Below are 19711 nucleotides of genomic sequence, written 5' to 3'. Positions count from 1 at the left end.
AATCAAGAAAAAAAGAGAGGCTGACTCATAAGTAGTTTTATTAGTCGAAAATGATAGTTTATAAAAATAGGAACCGCATCAAATCAACATTCTTTAGAATGGATTTGATGCGTTTTTCTTTATTTTTTGACTTATGAGTCAACCTCTTACTCTTCGTCATGGATTTGATTAGCTAATTATTGCTCCACTTGTTCACGAATGAAATTTAAGTACTGCGGTAAAAATAAAGGAATTTCTTCAAAGCGTGGACTTTGATTTTCATACGCTTTTGCATCTAGGTTTCCTTCCCCTGTAGCAATTTCAATCAATAATTGATTTGGGTCACGATAATAAAGTGATACAAAAAATTCACGATCTTTTATTCCTGAATTTATAAAATTGCGCTCTTGTAATTGTTTGTCGATGCGTTGTAAATCAGATTTATTTTCTACGCCAAACGCAACATGATGGACGCTACCAATCCCTTCAATGGCAACTGGATTCTCACGATCTTGAATAATCTGAACTTCTTGATAGAACTGAGTGTCTTGATTTTCTAAGATTGTCACTCGTTGATGACCCGAAAAGAAACTGACGTATTCTTTGTGCTACCAGCCTACCGACAATAACTCTCGTTCAGTCGCATCGGAATATTGTACGCGTAGTTGAATGGCATCAATTCCTAAAATGGCATGCTCTGTAGGGATCTGGTCTGTGACATACGGGAAATAATCATCAATATCTTCAAATTCGCGTAAGGGAACTAAAGCTAATCGTGTTGCATCTGGCCCTTCAAAACGTAAGATAGGTCGTCCAGAAAATGATTCGATTCCATAATGGCAAACGCCTTGTGTTTCAAAATATATTTCCCAAAAATGCAATGATGCTTCGGAAGGAACTTTTAGTATCGTTCGTTCAATCGTATTGGTTCCAAAAAACTGGTTGTTCCCTTCTTGTACTTCAAAAAAAGTCAGTTCAGTTCCCACACGGTGGTGATTATCTGAAAAAAACAGGTGATACATGGTATGATCGTCTTGATTAATTGTTTTCATTAGTAATTTTAAACCGAGTATATTATGATAAAAGTCAAATGTCGGTCGAATAAAGCGATTCACAATAGAAATGTGATGAATACGTGCGGGCATAATATCTAAAAATGAGAATCAAACCTATAAAAGATGGTGAACAACTTTTGTTTTCATCAGAAGAAAATAAGCCCCTTTATTTAGACTATGTAAATCACAATTTGAAAATCATCATTAAAGAGAATAACTTAAAACATATCACACTTCATGGTTTTCGTCATACCCATTGTAGTCTGCTCTTTGAATCTGGTGCGTCTGTCAAAGAAGTGTATGTTCGACTTGGACATACAGATATTAAAACCACTATGGATGATATATACACCCATATCGCGAAAAAGCAGACAGAGGAAACGGCAATTCGTTTTGCAGATTTCATGAGTTCTACAGAGGAAAAGCAAGGAAGTTTGCAGAAGGTCAAAAGTATGGTCAAAAACGAAAAAAGCAGACTATCCCTATTAGATAGTCTGCTAAACGTTGAGTTATCAGTATTTTTCTTATTCCGCAGCGTTTGCGTTTTTGAGACCGTATTGATTCTCTTTTTTTAATTTCATCCTTTTCCAACCTAAAAATGTTATTTAATTACTTAGTTTATATAACACGAACCTATACCAAGTACCAGTAACCCCAGCTTTTATTCCGCGAACTTTATGAAATAAAATCGTTCTAGATAAAAATAGCTTTTAATCTTTGTCTTTACTGTTTATAAAAATTTTTAAATTATACACCTAGTTTAAATCCACGAAGTGATGCTCCTATTTCATCTTCAGTTATACCAATGTACCTTTTTGTAATTGCTTGCGAGCTATGATTAAAAATAAACATTAAGGTAGCAATGTCTCTAGTTTTCTTGTAGTAGTGATACCCAAAAGTTTTTCTTAATGTATGTGTTCCTATATCATCTCGTCCTAATTTTTCTGCTATATCTGCATATATCTGATAGACACGATCCCTTGTTATATGTCGACCTTGTTGCCGACTCGGAAATAACCAATCATTTTCTTCTTTACCTTCAGTATATAATAAAATTTCTTCTCTCAAATTATCTATAAAAATCGGTTTTCGCTTACCTGTTTTATGTTCAACAATAATAGGCTTACTTTTGCCTCGTATATCTCCAACTTTTAATCCTATAATATCTGACATACGTAACCCATTATTGATTCCAAACAAAAATAAAAAACTATCTCTTTCCGGATTACTTGTTCTTCTTAGCCAAAACTGAAAATCTTGTATCTCTTCATTTGTCCTTAACGGTTGTACATTATAGCTCACTATTGTTTCCCTTCTTAAAAATATTCTGAGTTAATGATTATGTATATATTTTACCATAATCATTAACTTATATATATAAACTTTTGAAAGTCAATAAAATCAAGGGATTTAGTTTATGATTTTATATCATTTCAGTAACTCAGAATATTCCGACTTTTTTGTACAAAAAAATTAACCTTACTTATATGAAGATTCTAAGCTCTTATTTAAATTTTAGACGGGCAGTTATCCGTAGAAGTTCTTAGAATAGCTAATTTACATAATTAAATTATATGAAATTTAAGTTTGAACAATATACTAAGAACTCCCCTTACTATAAAGTGAAATAAATTAGCATATGAATAACCGTGCTACCAAACTTTTCATTACGCCGTTTGTATAATTAAGCGAGACAAATAAAAAAGCCATTTATGTTACACTCAAATTGTAATACCCGCTAAAGCATACAAGGAGAGTGAACATAAATGACTTATACCCATCTTACACCAAACGAGCTTGTAATGATAGAAGCATATTTTCATCAAGAAACTCCGGTTGCTATCGTTGCGAAGCAGCTTAAACGTGGACGCCAAACAATTTACAATGTCTATAACTTTCTCAAATGTGGTGGAACAGCACTTGAATACTTTGAACAATACAAAGAAAATAAGCGACGTTGTGGGAGAACCGAAATCATTTTTCCTGCTGAGGAAAAAGAATACATTGAAAAAAGATCAACTGAAGGTTGGACCCCAGACGTCATTATTGGCCGTGCAGAGCGAACCTTCTCTTGTTCAGTAAGTACCCTCTATCGCCGGTTTAAGATGGGAGAATTCAATGTTTTACATTTACCGATGCAAGGAAAACGAAAACCAAATGGTTATAAGGAAAAACGTGGAAAACAGGCATTCAAAAGAAATATTTCTGAACGTAAAAAAGATTATGTCGTTTTCGAAGAAGAATTTGGACATTTAGAGGGTGATACGATTGTCGGCATCCACCATAAAAGTGCCATCATCACACTCGTTGAGCGACTTTCAAAAGCCATTATCGCCTTGAAACCAGAAGGCCGTAAGGCAGTTGATATTGAAAATTCGATTAATGAATGGCTTCAATCCGTACCCAAAAATCTTTTCAAATCAATTACCTTTGATTGTGGAAAAGAATTCTCTAATTGGAAAAGTATTAGTAATACGAATGATATTGATATTTATTTCGCAAACCCAGGAACGCCTTCCCAACGGGGATTAAATGAACATTCAAACGGACTCCTCCGAAAAAATGGACTACCAAAAGAAATGGACTTCAACCAAGTCAATCAAGGATTCATCTCATCCGTTGCGTCCAAAAGAAACCATATCCCTAGAAAATCACTAAATTACCAAACACCATTAGAAGTTTTTTTGAGTTACGTAAATGGAAAGTTTTGTCTCGCTTAATTTGACAAATAATATTAATAAAATATTTTTATTAATATTTTATAACTTTACGCAAGATCATAATTTTGTCGTGTAGATATTTCATTATATCACTAAAGATAATAAGATTTAATGACCTCATTAATATTGTTTGCTAGGTCCAAACTCTTATTAAACTTTCTTTGCTATAAAACCCAAACATAGTAATAAAAGAATAACTTATTACCTTTAAATTATACTACCAACAAATGGTAGTATATTATTAATTTATATAATATGAAACCTAAAATATAGTAGTATGTTAATTTATACTAAATTAAATAAAGTACTACCTTTAATAGGTAGTACTTTATTATCAAGCCATTATTCCTTCTTCTACTAGTTCTTTTTGTCACATAATTTTGCAATCAATAAATGTTGCGCAATAAGTATAAGAATTCCATTTTCTAAATTTGAAAGGTGATCCATAATTTCATGTTCAAGTAGTTTATTAATTGTCCACTTGTCGCTTCATCTAAAAATTTTATAGGTTTTAGGAATGCTATTCGCTTATTTTAGGAAGATTTTAACTGTTTGCTGTAGATATATATCATACTAGTATCGTAATAAAAGTACTCTAAAAGAAGAATTTTCAAATACGCAAAATTAAGTACGAAAGAGTTGAAACAAATTTGGAGAAAAATGAGCATAGAATGTCTAATGAGTTAAATAGACCTAAAAATTATCTAAAAGTGGAGCAAAATTAGGAATTACAAACAAAACACTAAATTAGTTTATATAATTTTCCGTAATATTTAATATATATGAAAAGGAAAACGTAGAAAATTAAGTCAAGTCCACAATCTTGTGTAAAAGTTCAACCTCATCAAAAGCACAATGTTTTGCGTTGTGAACCTAACTGCCATGCCTTTCTTTCTGAGGAGAGAGGTCAGGAGCAGTAGCGCAGCGACTCTTGATGTCTCTCCTCAGAAAGAAGAGACTCGCACAGGTTCATGGTGCTAAATGTTATTCGAATTAAATTCTAAATATTTTCGTGGAGAAGCCAGCCACTCAGTGTCTTTTTCCATCAAAAGTGTTCCAATTATCCGAGTGATGGAATTGATATTTGGAAAAATCCGAATCACTCGTTCTCTCCGGCGAATCTCTTCGTTCAACCGTTCCAACACATTGGTTGTACGAATCCTTCGGCGGATATTTTCAGGAAAAGACAAAATTTGAATAGCATCTTCAAAGCCGTTTTCTAAAATGTCGCAAGCAGCACTTAATTTTGAATCACAACCATATTTTTCCAAGAAGTGCTCTTTTCTTTCACGTGTCAATTCAAGTTCAGAGGCTTTAAAGATACTCTTCAACTCGTCTTTTACATCAGAAGAAACTTTCTTTGGCAGCTTATCAAAAATATTTCTCAAAAAGTGGGCTTGGCATCTTTGCCAGCTCGCACCTAAAAAGTTCTTGCGAACAGCCTTAACTAACCCTTTGTGTGCATCAGAAATGACCAGTTTTACACCGAACAAACCTCGTTGAACGAACGATTGAAAAACGGTATCCCAATTATCTTCCGATTCGCCGTCTTGAACATCAAAACCAAGAATCGTACGTCGTCCATCAGAATCAATGCCGATACCAATATATACACCTTTTGAGACAATACGATGATTTTCCCTTACTTTCATATACAGGGCATCACACATGAAAAATGGATATTCCGAGCCTTCTAGGCTCCGGTTTCTCCACTCAAAAACAAATGGATCCAACTGTTTCATCAGATTTGAAACGAATGATTTAGAAACAGTCGCACCATCCGTTAGCAGTTCAACTGTTTTAGTTACTTTGCGAGTGGAGACACCAGAAATGACCATTTCAATCATGGCAGCGATCAAAGCTTTTTCGCTTCGCTGATATCTTTCAAAGATAGTAGGACTAAACTTACCGTCTCTGGTTCGTGGAACATGAAGTTCTAACGTACCAATTCGAGTTGTAAACGAACGATCGTAGTAACCATTTCTTTGTGATTGCCGTTCTTCTGAACGTTCATAGGCATTTGCCTGAATATATTGATTTCGTTGTTCTTCCATCAGCTGATTAAACATGATAGTCATAAGTGTTTTTGCGGTATCATTCGCACCGCTTTCGTTTATAATTGCTTGAATTTCTTCGCTTTCAAAAGTAAAATGTACTTGAGTCATTGATATCAGTCCTATTCGAGTATGTTTTCTGCAAAAAACATTGTACTCCTAACTGAGATCAATGGCTTTTTTGATGCTTCACTTTTACACAATTATATGGACGTAATCGAAAATTACGTCTACGTTTTCCTATTTAGTTCTTATTTTTATTAAATTTTATATTTGCTCTTTTCACTTTTCGGAATAAATTCACTGTGACTCTTGATACCTTCTTTTATATATTGCTAATGGGTTCTGTTGCGAAGTTTGAAAATCAAACGCGCCCTCTCTGAACTCCAAATATCTTAGGCTGTTATTCCCATTAATACCTTGATTTCAGTAGACACCGAAAAGCCGAAGAGCGTTCCATTTCTTCAGTTCTTTTTATATATTCCTCGAATGGTCTCCATGCCCTTAATCGTGGAAGAGGCTGTACGGAGACTTTGATAAAATTTATTTCGTCGTTTAATAGGTCGATGGTCTTGTTCTATTAAATTGTTCATATACTTCACAGTTCGGTGCTCTGTCTTAGTATATAAACCCACACTCTGTAACTTTCTAAAGGCGGAGCCAAGAGAAGGTGCTTTATCGGTCACAATTGCTTTCGGCTCACCAAACTGTTTATGGAGTCGTTTTAAGAAAGCATAGGCTGCTTGCGTATCCCGTTTCTTTCGTAACCAGATATCTAAGGTTAAGCCGTCCGCATCAATTGCACGATAAAGATAATGCCAACGTCCCTTAATTTTGATATAGGTTTCGTCCATTTTCCATGAATAGAAGGATTGTCTATTTTTCTTCTTCCAAAGATAATAGAGGACTTTGCTGTACTCTTGCACCCAACGATAAATCGTAGTATGACAAACATTTATTCCACGATCATATAACAATTCCTGAACTTCACGATAGCTTAGATTGTAACGCAGGTAGTAACCAACAGCGACAATAATGACGTCTTTTTTGAATTGTTTGCCTTTAAAATGATTCATTACTCTGTCCTCTCTGTTTTTTTCTCAATTTTACACTAAAATAGATTTTTTGGAAAACTTTGCAAAAGAACCGATTATCATACACTTGTTAATGAAATCACAATATCTCATTAAAACACACCCTAAAATCATAACCGTTCCTATGCTCATTTTTTGGATTTTTTAATCACGTAACCAGAAAAATAAATCCCCTCTATTTCACGCAAATCAAAGAAGAACTAAGTAACTACCGTTTAAAGGGGCTCTATAATTTATGGGACTGATGAATCAGAATTGATTCTTCAGCCCCATTTTCATTTTAGGTATTAAAAAACATATCGTTCTCTAGTATGATTAAATCACCACAAAATAAACAACTGAGAGGACGATACGCTATATGAATGATTCTATCAAAAAAATGCTGAGAATAACAGAGAAAGATTTGATGATTACAGAGGTCTCTTACGAGACCCTTCAGAAGAAAAAGACGTTGGTCGTCGATGCTGTTCTCTCGCCTACTCCTCGTGCTTGTAGAAGTTGTGGTTCTACTGTGGTAGATGGAAACGGGAAAGCAATTATAGTGAAAAATGGAAAAAAGGAAACGATTGTCCGTTTTGAACAATACAATCATATGCCTTTGGTTATGCGCCTAAAAAAGCAACGCTATACCTGTAAAAACTGTCGCACCCATTGGACGGCTCAAAGTTATTTTGTCCAACCCAGACATTCAATCGCAAATCATGTTAGATATAAAATTGCTTCTTTACTGACTGAAAAAGTATCTTTATCTTTTATTGCGAAAAGCTGTCAGGTATCTTTGACCACCGTTATTCGTACATTGAAAGAGTTTAAAAGCTATTTACCAAAGCAATCTAAGAAGATCCTCCCCAGAGTATTGATGGTTGACGAATTTCGTTCGCATGCTTCCATAGAAGATAAGATGAGCTTTATTTGCGCGGATGGCGAAACAGGAAAATTAATAGATGTTTTGCCTACGCGTAAATTACCTCGATTAACAAGCTATTTCTTAGGTTGTACCAATCCAGAAGAAGTAGAATTCTTGGTGACAGACATGAACGCCGCCTACTTCCAGCTCACCAAACGTGTTCTGCCAAATGCGAAAGTCGTGATTGATCGGTTTCATATTGTCAAACACATGAATCAAGCGTTCAATGAGTTGCGTATCCGTGAAATGAATGAACTTCGTAAAGCCGGACAGAAAAGCCAGGCAGAAAAACTGAAAAAGAACTGGCGCTTTTTGCTAAAAAATCGTGCAAACATCAACCATTATGAATACAAAACATGGAAAAGTTTCCGAGCACCAAAATACCCATTTCTTACTGAAGCAATGATGATTGATCGATTGCTTGAGTTTTCTCCGCCCCTAAAGGAGGCGTATCCCTTTTTTCATGAATTAGTTGAAGCCTTTCGAGACAAAGACCCTGACTTATTTTTCTCCTTATTGGCAGAACTTCCCGAAACGTTAGATGACAGCTTTCGGGAAAAGCTTCAAAACCTTCTGACCTATGAAGAAGGCATCACCAACGCAATGATCTATCCTTATTCCAATGGAAAAATAGAAGCGAAGAATACCCACATAAAGACAATGAAACGAGTATCCTACGGATTTAAATCATTTGAGAACATGAGAATTAGAATCTTTTTGATCAATCAATTAATCAATGTAAGATAACAAAAAATCTGAGCCAGAATGTGGTTCATTCTGACTCAGATTTGATTTTGCACAACTCATCAGTCCTTATTGACAAAGAGCCTTTAAAGGTAGTTACTTAGTTCTTCTTTGATTATTATCTAACTTTATTATTCATTCCCCACCCTTTGCGCAGTGAGTCTTCGGTATCTTGTTTTATCTGACTGGTAGTTCTTATTATTTCTCCACGATCATCTAATTCTGGAACAATTGGATATTTTTCTCTGAACAAGTCTAGTTCTTTCACCACGTCATTAAACAAATCTTGCTTATCTTCTTGCGTAAGATTCTGTTTAATATACTCATCTAAAGCTTTTCTAAGCAATTCATCTCTTGTCATATTAGTCTCATACTTTTCTACTAAAACTCTGGAAGTCGCATTTAACAAAGTCGACAGTTTTAAAGGATGCTTGGTGGAATAAACCTTATCAAACTTTCTGATTGGTGCGCCAACTTTTTTTGTTCTTCCTCTACTCTGTCTTTCAACATTGGAGGAAGTTTTTATTTCTTGAACTTGGTGCACTTCTAATTGCTTATTTTCAGATGGTGTAATTGCTTGCTGCTTTTTCTTTGCTTCTGCTTCTTTTTTTATTTTGGCGAGTCCTTTATTGTTCCCAAAAATATCAAGTCCTTTGATGTCAGCCAATTACTCCACCTCCGCATACCAATTCTCGTGTTCTTCCAATTCTTTCAAAATACTGATAAATAATTCGTGGCTTTTGCGATCCCATTGTTTTAAGAGACCTTTCTTTGTCTTCTCCATCGTAATACCTGATCCGTCGTATCGTTTTAAGCGCGCATTTTTGAGTACAACATTTTTAATCAAATGTTCCCCATAAATCTCTTGGGCTTGTTTATACATTTCCTGATCTACTGCGTCACCGCTTTCCAACATGAAAGGAATAACACCAGCAACATATAAATTTGTATCAAATTCTTTCACAAAAAAGTCCATATACTCAAGATATTGCATCGCATTTCTCATCGATTTTACTTGGGTCTGTAAGACGACGATTGCCCAGTCCGCAATGTACATCGCGGATTTACTATATACAGAAATAGAAGGTGGGACATCTAAATAGATGACGTCAAACTCATCAAATAATGGTTCTAGCTTTTCTTTCATATATTTGAATTGGGATAATGAATCATTATATTGGTCTTTGATCCAATCATCATACATTTCAAAGGACATGTCTGCTGGAAGTATATAGAGGTTATTGATTACTTTATAGACAGCCTCTTTAGGTGGAAGATTGTTTATCAACACGTCAGTCACAGTATTTTCGTAAACAATCGGTTCACCTTCTCCGCCTCCTTCTTCGTTAGTGAAGTTCATATGCGTTAAGTTCATCACATCAGAAGTATTTCCTTGCATATCCAAGTCAATTATCAAGGTTCTTTTTCCTTCATTAACTGCTGATTCAAACCCTAACATTTGCGCGCACGTACTTTTACCTACGCCACCTTTAAAATTACCGATTACATATTTCTTCGCTACCACGTTCCTACCTCTTTTCTTTTAGCAATATTCATTTGATACTATTATAACATATTTATTTTTAGTTACTACCAAAAAAAGATATATATGTACTACCTTATAATTAATAAGGAAAAGGTAGTACATAAATAAGGAAAAGCTGAAATATATTGATTTATAGCTTTCCTCAAAGTAATGACGTTATTTAATTTATCGAGAAGCAGAGAATACTCGCGACTTTAGTCATGTAGACGAATCAGATTTTCGATAAAAAAGAAGCCGTCCTTCTTAAGAACGACAACAAATCACTAGATTAATTTTTTCAACTGTTCATAAAATTTTTCATGCGTTCCACATAACAATACTGGAATAATCTTGTTTTCTATAATCTCGTAAGCTACTCTATATGTTGTGCCCGCATATTTAAACCCACTAGACCAAATACCTGATAAATCCCCAGTTTTTTGTTCACCCTTATATGGATCAATCGCAATTTCATCATAAATTAAATTCAAAAATTTTTCTTTCAATGGCTTCTCTTTTAGCTTTTTTAAATACTTAATGACATGTTTTGAAGGAACGATTTCATAAGCCAATTTCTGTTGCCAACTCCTCTTTAGTCATTACTTTAGAATTAGTAAGTGTATCTTCAGCAATATCTCTAAAGGAAGAATGCATTTTGTTTTTTCTATTCTTAAATTCTACAAGAATCTCATCTTTATCGTAGCCTTCTGCAATTATATCAGACAAAATATCTTCGCTAAAATCATAAAATTCTTTTTGTGGTTCAACAAATTCATAAAGAATACCATTCTCTACCAACTTTGCTTCAACTTCGACTCCATTAGGAACATTAAAATCTTTAGGTACTGTCAACATGATTGAATTGCCTTGTTTTCTTGTTTTTGTAATCATTTAAATCCCTCATTTCTAACAGTATGTAATTACTTAGTAAATACATTATACCACGAGATAATGTATTTACAAGTAATTACTGTGACTCGTAATGCGTCCTTGCTGAATAAATTTCAACAGTTCTGTTGCAAAGTTTTAAATAAAGAATAAAATCCCTTACGGTATCTATGATTTAAGCTGGGATTCCCAATAATACCTTGATTTCAGTACAGACCGAAAACCCGAAGAGAGTGCCTTCTTTTCGGGTTTTCTTATATAATCCTCGGATGGCTTCCATGCCTTTAATCGTGGTAGAGGCAGTGCGTAAACTTCGATAGAATTTATTGCGTCTCTTTACTGGACGATGGTCTTGTTCAATCAAATTATTCAGGTATTTAATGGTACGATGTTCTGTCCCTTGATAAAAGCCGTATTCTTTTAGTTTCTTAAAGGCACTTGTAATAGAGGGGGCTTTATCTGTGACTACAACCTTCGGTTCATCAAACTGCTTCACTAACCGCTTAAGAAAAGCATAGGCTGCTTGTGTGTCCCGTTTTTTACGTAACCAAATATCCAAGGTTAAACCATCTGCATCGATGGCTCGATACAAATAATGCCATTTTCCTTTAATTTTGATGTACGTTTCATCCATTTTCCATGAATAAAAGGATTTTTTATTTTTCTTTTTCCAAATTTGATAGAGTAGTTTGCCATATTCTTGCACCCAACGATAAATCGTCGCATGAGAAACGTTAATGCCACGATCATATAACAATTCCTGAACTTCACGATAGCTTAGATTGTAACGCAGGTAGTAACCAACAGCGACAATAATGACGTCTTTTTTGAATTGTTTGCCTTTAAAATGATTCATTACTCTGCCCTCTCTGTCTTTTTTCTCAATTTTACACTAAAATAGATTTTTTGGAAAACTTTGCAACAGAACCGAAATGAGTATAGTATGAATTAGTAATTTGGTTTTCATCTAAGTTTAGCTTTGATTTACTAAAATTGATATCTCGATACATGTTCAATACATCTAATACAAATCGAGAATCTTCTTTCGGAAATGGCTCAGAAAGATCACTCCAAATTTCATCATCATAATGATACTCGTAACCTTCTCTCAATATTTCGATTTTTCTTTCATAATAAGATCTGTTTTGGTCCTCAAATTTAGCCAATAACTCAAATTGATTTACTAGTGACAATCTCTGAAAACTGTCCATTAAATGTTTCTTCCTATCTTGTTCATTAACAAAAAATTATAAGCCCTTACAACGAATATTATATATTAAATTTAATTGTAGGTGAACACGAATTTTATAAATATTTATGGTGTTAATGACAAATGATATCCGACTCCTCTTCATACGTTCTGGACTATTTGCTAATAGATTAAAATTTCAGCATCTATTTCTGACCATAAATAAATGAGCTGCCGAAAAGCTGCCAAATCAGACTTGAAAATAAAGGATCAAAAACTTTTAAGTTTCTGACCCCGTAACTCACACTTCAAAATCTTACTTAAAAAGGAGTCTGAAAGAAAAAAAGAGTATTCAAAATTTTTTTCTAACTAGCTACATCACATCTATGCATTGACACTCAAAGAACCAGAATAAGTCATCAGAAAGCAAGGGGGTGCGGACATAATCCTGGACGAAAAAATAAACTTAGGAGGAATGTCCGTGTGTTTTCCCACAAAGAGCGTGTAAGGGCAATTCAGTTATTTTTAAAATACGATTGCTCTTATGCTGCAACCATTCGAGAATTAGGGTATCCGTCGATTGGTGCACTACGGAAATGGTATAAAGAGTATTTGGAATCCGGAGAGCTCCATCAGGAGCACCGAAAAAAATCAAAGTATTCTGAAGAACAAAAACGAATAGCGGTGAATCATTATTTTGAATATGGTCAATGTTATGCACGAACCATTCGCATGCTTGGTTATCCTAATAGAGAGTCCTTGCGGCAGCGGTGTGAAGAACTTGCACCAGGAGCTAGAAAACTCCGAAAAAGTGCGGTAAAGTTAACACAAGATCAAAAAGAAGCTGTGTTGAAAAAATTCTATAAACCGCAAACTAATAGGAAAAATTTAGCAGAATCTGAAGGAATTAGTAGAGTTACTCTATATCAATGGAAAAACACGGTTCTTGGAAAGGATTTTCCATTGCGTATGACTTTAAAAAATCAGGAAAAACAAAAAGAGCTACTTTTAAAGGAAGTAGAAGACTTACAAAAACAAGTACACCAATTACAGCTCGAAAAAACATTACTCGAAGGAGCGGCTGAACTGCTAAAAAAAGAAAAAGGCGTCAATCTTCTTTGTCTATCAAATCAAGAAAAAACGATATTGATTGATGCCTTACGAAATCAGTTCACCTTGAAAGAGCTTCTTCAACAGCTCCAGTTGCCTAAAAGCAGCTATTTTTATCAAAAACAAGCACTTGAGAAACCAGATAAGTATTACAAAGAACGTCAATTAATTATCACGATTTTCAATCATAACTTCTGTGCGTATGGTTACCGTAGAATTCACCAAGCTTTAAAAAATATGGGTAAAAAGCTTTCTGAAAAAGTTGTACGTAGATTGATGACTGAGGAAAATCTATTTGTTAAATTTTCTAGACGAAAAAAGTATTCTTCGTATGCTGGGGAAATTTCTCCTGCACACCCCAATTTATTAAATCGGAATTTTAAAGCAAAGAAGCCAAATGAAAAATGGTTAACAGATATTACTGAATTTAGAATTCCCGCAGGGAAAATCTACTTATCACCACTTGTCGATTGTTACGATGGTGCTATTGTTAGTTGGACTATTGGAACAAAGCCAACTTGCTTCACTCTATGTCTAAAAAGGGTTATTCACCAGATAATTCAGCGTGCGAAGGTTTCTTTGGACGATTAAAAAACGAGATGTTTTATCAACGTGACTGGAAGAATACAACAATCAATCAGTTTATAAACAAATTGGATGATTATATTCATTGGTATAATAATCAACGAATTAAGTTATCTTTAGGAGGGCTAAGCCCTCTTCAATATCGGAAGAAGCAAAGATATATTTGTTAAAAAGGTCCAAAAAAATATCCGCACCCCCTTTTTTTTGTAAAAAACTATTGCACAATACAAGTGGCCTACGGCTATCGAAATTTCCATAACTTTCGAGCAAGAATTTATCTCATTCAAGGCTTGATCTTCCAAGTAAAACAAAAACCAGTTAAGCACTCTGCCTAACTGGTTATGACTAAATTTTCAGTTGTATCTTTCTCTACCAACACTAAATGTCGAAGAGCCTTTTTTCGTTTATGAATGTAAGACCGCTTCTCGAGCCAATGCCAAACAACCGAGCGTTCCAGCGTTGTCTTCTAATGCTGGGGTCACGATATATTTGCTTAACTCAGGTGTTTCGACATACCCATTGACCAATTTTGCAAATGCGTCGTGGACGTTTTGCAGCATATGGCGTTGTTTCATCACACCACCGCCAAAAATGATCACATCTGGAGAAAACATCAAGGTTGTATTGTAGGCACATTGAGCAATATAGGAGGCTTCGATTTCCCAATAAGGATCATCTTCTGCAACCTCTTGTCCTTTTTTCCCTAAGCGTTTTTCGATGGCGGGTCCAGCGGCCATCCCTTCTAAACAGTTGCCATGAAATGGACAGCTGCCAGCAAAGTCATCTTTTGGATGAGGGACGACGAGCATATGCCCCATTTCTGGATGACTAAACCCTTCGATAAAGCGCCCTTCTTGTAAGGCACCGCCGCCAACACCCGTACCGATCGTATAGTAAACGACACTGCTCAATCCTTTGCCACTGCCGAAGACATACTCACCATAGGCAGCCGCATTGACATCTGTTGTCCAAGAAATCGGGATCGGAAATTCTTTTTTCATGGTACCGATGAAATCAAAATTTTGCCATGCCACTTTCGGGGTCGAGGTAATGTACCCATAAGTGGCGGAATCGCGATGGATATCGATAGGCCCAAATGAGCCAATCCCAATCCCTGCTAAATCTGCTTGGTATTGTTTGAAGAAGTCAATGACTAAAGGTATTGTTTCCTCAGGTGTCGTTGTCGGAAAGCTCACTCTTTCCTTGATCGTCATTTCTTCATCGCCAATGGCACACACAAATTTTGTGCCGCCTGCTTCGATTGAACCATAAATCATCACTGAGCTCTCCCTTCTATAGATTAATTAAGCCGCTTTCCAATGAAAAGGTTACTTCACTGTCTGCCAGCAAAAGAAAATCCTGTCCTTTTTCTGTCTCATAAAAAGTTGTACTCATAGTCAGACGATCATTTAGAAAAAGCTCAATAGCTGAAGTATCACGGAAAATTTCGATGGTTAGACAATTATTTTCCAAAGGAATCGTCACACTGCGCTTTTTCAACACTTCCTTTTCAGCTCCTGATAAATCATACGGCATGTGTTCCCTGGAAGCAGTAAAGCACTCCCGTTCAACATCATAGTTAAGCAGTAATGTATGGTCGGGTCCCTTCGCATAGTGAAGTTCTAGTTTCGTTGCCTGTTTTAAATTGATTTCCAAGCGTAAATAGTGCTGGTCATATACTAAGTCCTTCAGTAAGAAGCGATTCTCTTCAGTCTTCGCCCATTCAATCCTTTTCTGCGGATCAATTACTTGATAAATTGATGAAACTGGCCGTTGCAACAATTGATTATCAGCCACCCTCAGCTCTCTAGGCAAGGTCATGGAACCTGACCAACCATGGCCCAGATCATTCGTAGGTATTTTACGCTGCCACATTTGCATCCAAGCAATCATTATTCTTTGGCCTGCTTCGTTTTCACAGGTCTGGGGTGCATAAAAATCTAAACCGCCATCGATTTCATGAAAATTCTCTACTAGAAATTTGCCTGTTTGCCAATCGACAGTACCGATGAAAGCAACAGTTGAGTTCGTATTTTGGTAAGCATTGCCTTGTGGAGTCATTTGAATAGGAGAAAGAATCAAGACTTCTTTGCCATCTAGTTCAAACAAGTCTGGGCATTCCCATACAATGCCTTGTTCTGGAGTTCCCTCCAGCAATACGGAATAAAACTCCCAAGTTAGTAAATCTTTGGAATGGAACATCACAATTTGTCCACGAGCATCTGCAGTTTTAGTAGCGACTACAGTAAAATAGTCTTCTTTTCGCTGAAACACTTTGGGATCGCGGAAATCTTCGGTCGTTGCAACAGAAGCTAAGTGATCTTCTGCGATGATTGGATTTCCGGCATATTTTTCAAAGTGAATGCCATCTTCTGAAACTGCCAAACACTGAACTTGTCGAACTTGCCCTTCCACAACATTGTGTCCTGTATAAATCAAATACAGCTTGCCATCCTTTTCTATGGCACTGCCGGAAAAACAGCCTTCCTTGTCATAGCTTTCACCTGGTGCCAGTGCTACTGGCAAATGCTCCCAGTGAATTAGATCCTTGCTTTTAGCATGGCCCCAATGCATTGGTCCCCAGATGCTGTCGTAAGGATAATATTGATAAAACAAGTGATACTCCTCTTGATAATAAACAAAACCATTTGGATCATTCATCCAGCCAATCGGAGCCATCAAATGAAATTTATTCCGGTATTCTTGATTGACTGTTTGAGCATTTTTCTCAATAAACTCATTGGCCTTTAAAAGTTTTTGCAACATTCACTATTCACTCCTATTTTATACCCGTTCCAGAACCGCCAAGTCCCTGCAGAATATATTTTTGTGCAACGATATAAACAATAATCAGTGGAATCGTTGCAATGGTTAAAACAGCCATCACTTGATTGATATAAACTGGCTGTGTAGTATTGATCGTAGTAATTGCCACTTGCATTGAAAATTTGCTGCTGTCAGTTAAGACCATTAACGGCCAAATATAATCATTCCAGCTGGAGATAAAGGATAAGACACCTACTGTGGCTATGGCTGGTTTAGACATTGGCAGCATGATGTGAAAGAAAATTTTAACAATATTTGCACCATCTAATTTCGCTGATTCAATGATTTCTTCTGGAATCGCGATAAAGAAATTTCTAAACAGATAGATATTAAACGCGCTGGCCATCGCTGGTAAAATCACTGCCAAGCGAGTATTCACTAAGCCTAGTGAATTAACGATGGTAAATTGCGGAATTAAAACCGTCTCCATCGGGACAATCAGCAGAGCTAACAAAGCTCCAAAGATAATTTTCTTGCCTGAAAAATTAACCTTCGCAAAGGCAAAACCCGCCAAAGAGTTTACAATGATTGACCCACAGGCAAAGGTTAAACCATAAAAAATACTGTTTAATAAATAAGTTCCCACACTGAACCGGGAAATAACCTCTTGATAAGTTTTAAACCAATTAGCTGGATTCAAACTAGGTAAAAAAGCTTTGAAGGAAGCTAAATTTTGATAGACATCTGCTTCAGGCTTCATAGAGGAAACTACCATCCACAGCATCGGGAAAATGAATAATGCCGCTAAAAGGAACAGCAAACAATATTCTACGATCATTAGCGGTCCAAATTTCTTGGTCATGCTGGATCATCCTCCTTTACCAATTTTCTTTGAGCAATTGTAATTAAACCAATCATAGTGGTAAAGATTAACGCAATGGAGCTGGAGTAGCCTACCATACGGTCTGTAAATCCAGTTTGGTAAATGTAATAAACCATTGTCATAGTAGAATTCATTGGTCCACCTTGAGTCATTACCATTGGCTGAATGATTAGTTTAAAGGCCGAAATCAATGTGGTAAGTAAAATAAAAATCGCCGTGGGCTTTAATAATGGCATGGTGATATAGCGAAATTGCTGAAACTTAGAAAAACCATCAATTTCGGCTGCCTCATAAACGTCTTGCGGAATATTTTGCATTCCCCCTAAAAACAGCAGCATCTGATATCCTGCACCTTGCCATGCCGATACGAAAACAAGCGTATACATTGCTTGTTTGGGACTAGTCAAAAAAGGCTGCGAAGCAATTCCAATCTTTGCAAATAGCGTATTAACCAGACCTTCATTAGGATTTAACAAGTACAACCATAAAATCGAAATAACGACTAAGGACATCACGACTGGCGCAAAAAAGGCTACTTTAAAAAAGATATTTCCTTTACGATTTTTGTTGATAATAAGTGCCATTCCTAAAGCTGCCCCTATTTGGACCGGAATAATCCAAACAACAAATTTAGCCGTGTTCCAAATACTTTTTACAAAAATTGGATCAGCGAACAGTCGCTTAAAATTTTCTAAGCCGATAAATTGTCTAGCATCTGGCGTTAACAAATAATAATCAGTAAAGGCATAATAAATTACCATGATTACGGGTATGATCAGAAAAATCGTCAGCAGCAGCAAAGCTGGCGCTAGAAAGCCGTAACCTATCAAATTGTCTTTCATTGTCGGTTTTTTTAACACTTGATTGGCCCCCTTTAGAAACTTCTATTTTAGTGAAGTATCAATTGCCTGTTGCATTTCAGCAGCGCGACTATCTGCTACTTTTTGTACATCTGGGTTTTCCTCGAAGTAGCTAATATCTTGAACTGCTTGTTGGAATGCTCTAGATACTTGCGGATAAGCTACAACCACTGGGCGGGCATGTCCAGAAAGTTGGTTTTGCTTAATTAATACCTGCATTCCTTCCGACACTTCATCTTTAATTAAATCAACTGTTGAATTTCTGATAGGTAGAACACTGTTCCCTAAACTCATAATACGACTAGATTCTGTACTGGTTGCAAACTTAATAAAGGCCGCAGAAGCATCCTTTTTCTCTGTTTTCTCAGTCATTGCTAACTGCCAGCTTCCGGTTGGTGAAACTAACTCCCCAGTTGCATCTGAAACGGGGTAAGGCAAAATACCATAATCAATCTCTTGATAGTTTTCCTCTAAATCTGCCATTGTCCAAGAACCGCTCAGCATCATGGCATATTTGCCAGTTTCAAATCCTTTTTCAATAGGACTGATTGTGGTGTAACCTTTTTCAACCAATTCTTGAATAAATTCCAACGCTTCAACGGATTTTTTACCGTTAAAATAGTCTTCGGCTTTGGTTCCATCAGCATTAACGACATCGCCGCCATTCGACCATATAAATGGTGTATATGCGTAGGTCAGCATTTCGTCTCCCGACGCCATTTGCATATCAATTGCAGGCGTTTTGTATTTATCAGTCAGCTTTTGGCAAATTGCTTGAAATTCCGTCCAAGTCCAAGGATCTTCTAACGTCGGCAATTGATCTTCTGTAATTCCAGCATCTTTGAACAGCGACTTATTGTAATAGACACCCACACTGGACTCTGAGAAACCAAACGCATACATTTTGCCATCGTAGGTTCCTTGCTGAATAATGCTGTCTAATACATCATCCATGTCCGCATCTTTCAAATAATCATCTAATGGAGCAATGACTCCTGAATGAGCATAAGCTGCAGTATTCGGTCCATCTAACGTAATAACATCAGGAAGGGTATTGGTTGTAATTGCAGCATTTACTTTATCCTCATATCCACCGCCGCTTCCGCTACGAGGAATATACTCAGTAACAGCTTTATATTCACCCTCGTATTCATCATTAAAATTGTTCACAATCTCTGCCCAAGCTTTTCCTTCAGGCGTTTCATCAGAAAACTGAACCCAAATCTTAATTTCTCCTGGATCACTGCTACCTGAACTTTTCTCCTTACTGCCACATCCTGCAAGTCCTCCAGCTGTTAATGCTAAAATTGCTGCAATTGCTAACATTCTCTTTTTCATCGATGTTCCTCCTA

Annotated in this window: 15 protein-coding genes and 4 pseudogenes; 4 read left to right on the top strand and 15 right to left on the bottom strand. The window is 36.1% G+C overall.

Annotation, left to right across the window (positions count from 1 at the left end; all coding sequences use genetic code 11):
- Positions 1 to 176: 176 nt before the first annotated feature.
- Positions 177 to 1124, bottom strand: a pseudogene (locus ACIFUW_RS14485) (ring-cleaving dioxygenase).
- Positions 1125 to 1126: 2 nt separating this feature from the next.
- Here ACIFUW_RS14485 and ACIFUW_RS14480 point away from each other — a divergent pair.
- Positions 1127 to 1609: pseudogene (locus ACIFUW_RS14480) on the top strand (tyrosine-type recombinase/integrase); the annotation flags it as partial.
- A 172-nt stretch (positions 1610 to 1781) separates the two neighbouring features.
- On the opposite strand, the gene ACIFUW_RS14475 reads toward ACIFUW_RS14480, so the two are convergent.
- Complete coding sequence (locus ACIFUW_RS14475; protein ID WP_002290383.1) at positions 1782 to 2336, bottom strand: tyrosine-type recombinase/integrase; 555 nt, start codon at positions 2334 to 2336, stop codon at positions 1782 to 1784.
- A gap of 464 nt (positions 2337 to 2800) precedes the next feature.
- Between ACIFUW_RS14475 and ACIFUW_RS14470 the strand changes: the two genes are divergently transcribed.
- Complete coding sequence (locus ACIFUW_RS14470; RefSeq protein WP_085807902.1) at positions 2801 to 3754, top strand: IS30 family transposase; 954 nt, start codon at positions 2801 to 2803, stop codon at positions 3752 to 3754.
- A 977-nt stretch (positions 3755 to 4731) separates the two neighbouring features.
- Here ACIFUW_RS14470 and ACIFUW_RS14465 read toward each other — a convergent pair.
- Entirely contained in the window at positions 4732 to 5919 is a 1188-nt protein-coding gene (locus tag ACIFUW_RS14465) for an IS256-like element IS16 family transposase (protein ID WP_002296840.1), read from the bottom strand.
- A gap of 284 nt (positions 5920 to 6203) precedes the next feature.
- A pseudogene (locus tag ACIFUW_RS14460) lies at positions 6204 to 6884 on the bottom strand (IS6-like element ISS1N family transposase).
- A gap of 376 nt (positions 6885 to 7260) precedes the next feature.
- Here ACIFUW_RS14460 and ACIFUW_RS14455 point away from each other — a divergent pair.
- Complete coding sequence (locus ACIFUW_RS14455) at positions 7261 to 8556, top strand: ISL3-like element ISEfa11 family transposase (protein ID WP_002297218.1); 1296 nt, start codon at positions 7261 to 7263, stop codon at positions 8554 to 8556.
- A 115-nt stretch (positions 8557 to 8671) separates the two neighbouring features.
- On the opposite strand, the gene ACIFUW_RS14450 is transcribed toward ACIFUW_RS14455, so the two are convergent.
- The 6 genes from ACIFUW_RS14450 to ACIFUW_RS14425 form a co-directional block, all read right to left on the bottom strand.
- Positions 8672 to 9220 (bottom strand): hypothetical protein, encoded by a 549-nt coding sequence (locus ACIFUW_RS14450; RefSeq protein ID WP_002292681.1) that lies wholly within the window; start codon positions 9218 to 9220, stop codon positions 8672 to 8674.
- Complete coding sequence (locus ACIFUW_RS14445) at positions 9221 to 10078, bottom strand: ParA family protein (protein ID WP_002292680.1); 858 nt, start codon at positions 10076 to 10078, stop codon at positions 9221 to 9223.
- A gap of 284 nt (positions 10079 to 10362) precedes the next feature.
- Positions 10363 to 10650 carry a type II toxin-antitoxin system RelE/ParE family toxin gene (locus tag ACIFUW_RS14440; RefSeq protein WP_076713767.1) on the bottom strand — a complete coding sequence of 96 codons (288 nt, stop codon included), beginning with the start codon at positions 10648 to 10650 and terminating at the stop codon, positions 10363 to 10365.
- Complete coding sequence (locus ACIFUW_RS14435; RefSeq protein WP_002292678.1) at positions 10640 to 10969, bottom strand: AbrB/MazE/SpoVT family DNA-binding domain-containing protein; 330 nt, start codon at positions 10967 to 10969, stop codon at positions 10640 to 10642. Before ACIFUW_RS14435 ends, ACIFUW_RS14440 begins: the two co-directional genes overlap by 11 nt.
- Positions 10970 to 11141: 172 nt before the next feature.
- Positions 11142 to 11822, bottom strand: coding sequence for an IS6-like element IS1216 family transposase (locus ACIFUW_RS14430; protein ID WP_106914394.1), 681 nt, complete (start codon positions 11820 to 11822; stop codon positions 11142 to 11144).
- Between the two features lie 31 nt (positions 11823 to 11853).
- Positions 11854 to 12177 carry a YfbU family protein gene (locus tag ACIFUW_RS14425; RefSeq protein WP_002340505.1) on the bottom strand — a complete coding sequence of 108 codons (324 nt, stop codon included), beginning with the start codon at positions 12175 to 12177 and terminating at the stop codon, positions 11854 to 11856.
- A gap of 461 nt (positions 12178 to 12638) precedes the next feature.
- Between ACIFUW_RS14425 and ACIFUW_RS14420 the strand changes: the two are divergent.
- Positions 12639 to 14020 (top strand): annotated as a pseudogene (locus ACIFUW_RS14420) (IS3 family transposase).
- A 234-nt stretch (positions 14021 to 14254) separates the two neighbouring features.
- Here the strand turns inward: ACIFUW_RS14420 and scrK are convergent.
- The 5 genes from scrK to ACIFUW_RS14395 are packed head-to-tail and all read right to left on the bottom strand — an operon-like array spanning position 14255 to position 19697.
- Positions 14255 to 15127: a fructokinase ScrK gene (scrK, locus tag ACIFUW_RS14415; protein ID WP_002340504.1), complete on the bottom strand. Its 873-nt coding sequence runs from the start codon at positions 15125 to 15127 to the stop codon at positions 14255 to 14257.
- Between the two features lie 16 nt (positions 15128 to 15143).
- The gene (locus ACIFUW_RS14410) at positions 15144 to 16616 is read right to left on the bottom strand and encodes a glycoside hydrolase family 32 protein (RefSeq protein WP_016629104.1); all 1473 of its coding nucleotides are present in this window, start codon (positions 16614 to 16616) and stop codon (positions 15144 to 15146) included.
- A 13-nt stretch (positions 16617 to 16629) separates the two neighbouring features.
- Positions 16630 to 17478 (bottom strand): carbohydrate ABC transporter permease, encoded by an 849-nt coding sequence (locus ACIFUW_RS14405; protein WP_002313079.1) that lies wholly within the window; start codon positions 17476 to 17478, stop codon positions 16630 to 16632.
- Positions 17475 to 18341: a carbohydrate ABC transporter permease gene (locus tag ACIFUW_RS14400; protein WP_002322555.1), complete on the bottom strand. Its 867-nt coding sequence runs from the start codon at positions 18339 to 18341 to the stop codon at positions 17475 to 17477. The genes ACIFUW_RS14405 and ACIFUW_RS14400 overlap by 4 nt, the downstream gene beginning before the upstream one ends.
- 42 nt (positions 18342 to 18383) lie before the next feature.
- On the bottom strand, positions 18384 to 19697 hold the full coding sequence (locus tag ACIFUW_RS14395) for an ABC transporter substrate-binding protein (protein WP_002313081.1): 1314 nt from the start codon (positions 19695 to 19697) through the stop codon (positions 18384 to 18386).
- Between the last annotated feature and the right edge of the window lie 14 nt (positions 19698 to 19711).

This window comes from Enterococcus sp. PLH-Efm8 (assembly GCF_053011625.1).
This window is presented reverse-complemented; position numbering and strand designations above follow the sequence as displayed.

Bases quoted from the DNA above. Each gene is read 5' to 3' on its own strand.
- ACIFUW_RS14405 (WP_002313079.1), bottom strand. From the start codon at position 17,478: ATGACCAAGAAATTTGGACCGCTAATGATCGTAGAATATTGTTTGCTG.
- ACIFUW_RS14435 (WP_002292678.1), bottom strand. From the start codon at position 10,969: ATGATTACAAAAACAAGAAAACAAGGCAATTCAATCATGTTGACAGTA.
- ACIFUW_RS14395 (WP_002313081.1), bottom strand. From the start codon at position 19,697: ATGAAAAAGAGAATGTTAGCAATTGCAGCAATTTTAGCATTAACAGCT.
- ACIFUW_RS14400 (WP_002322555.1), bottom strand. From the start codon at position 18,341: ATGAAAGACAATTTGATAGGTTACGGCTTTCTAGCGCCAGCTTTGCTG.
- ACIFUW_RS14470 (WP_085807902.1), top strand. From the start codon at position 2,801: ATGACTTATACCCATCTTACACCAAACGAGCTTGTAATGATAGAAGCA.
- ACIFUW_RS14455 (WP_002297218.1), top strand. From the start codon at position 7,261: ATGAATGATTCTATCAAAAAAATGCTGAGAATAACAGAGAAAGATTTG.
- ACIFUW_RS14425 (WP_002340505.1), bottom strand. From the start codon at position 12,177: ATGGACAGTTTTCAGAGATTGTCACTAGTAAATCAATTTGAGTTATTG.
- scrK (WP_002340504.1), bottom strand. From the start codon at position 15,127: ATGATTTATGGTTCAATCGAAGCAGGCGGCACAAAATTTGTGTGTGCC.
- ACIFUW_RS14410 (WP_016629104.1), bottom strand. From the start codon at position 16,616: ATGTTGCAAAAACTTTTAAAGGCCAATGAGTTTATTGAGAAAAATGCT.
- ACIFUW_RS14465 (WP_002296840.1), bottom strand. From the start codon at position 5,919: ATGACTCAAGTACATTTTACTTTTGAAAGCGAAGAAATTCAAGCAATT.
- ACIFUW_RS14430 (WP_106914394.1), bottom strand. From the start codon at position 11,822: ATGAATCATTTTAAAGGCAAACAATTCAAAAAAGACGTCATTATTGTC.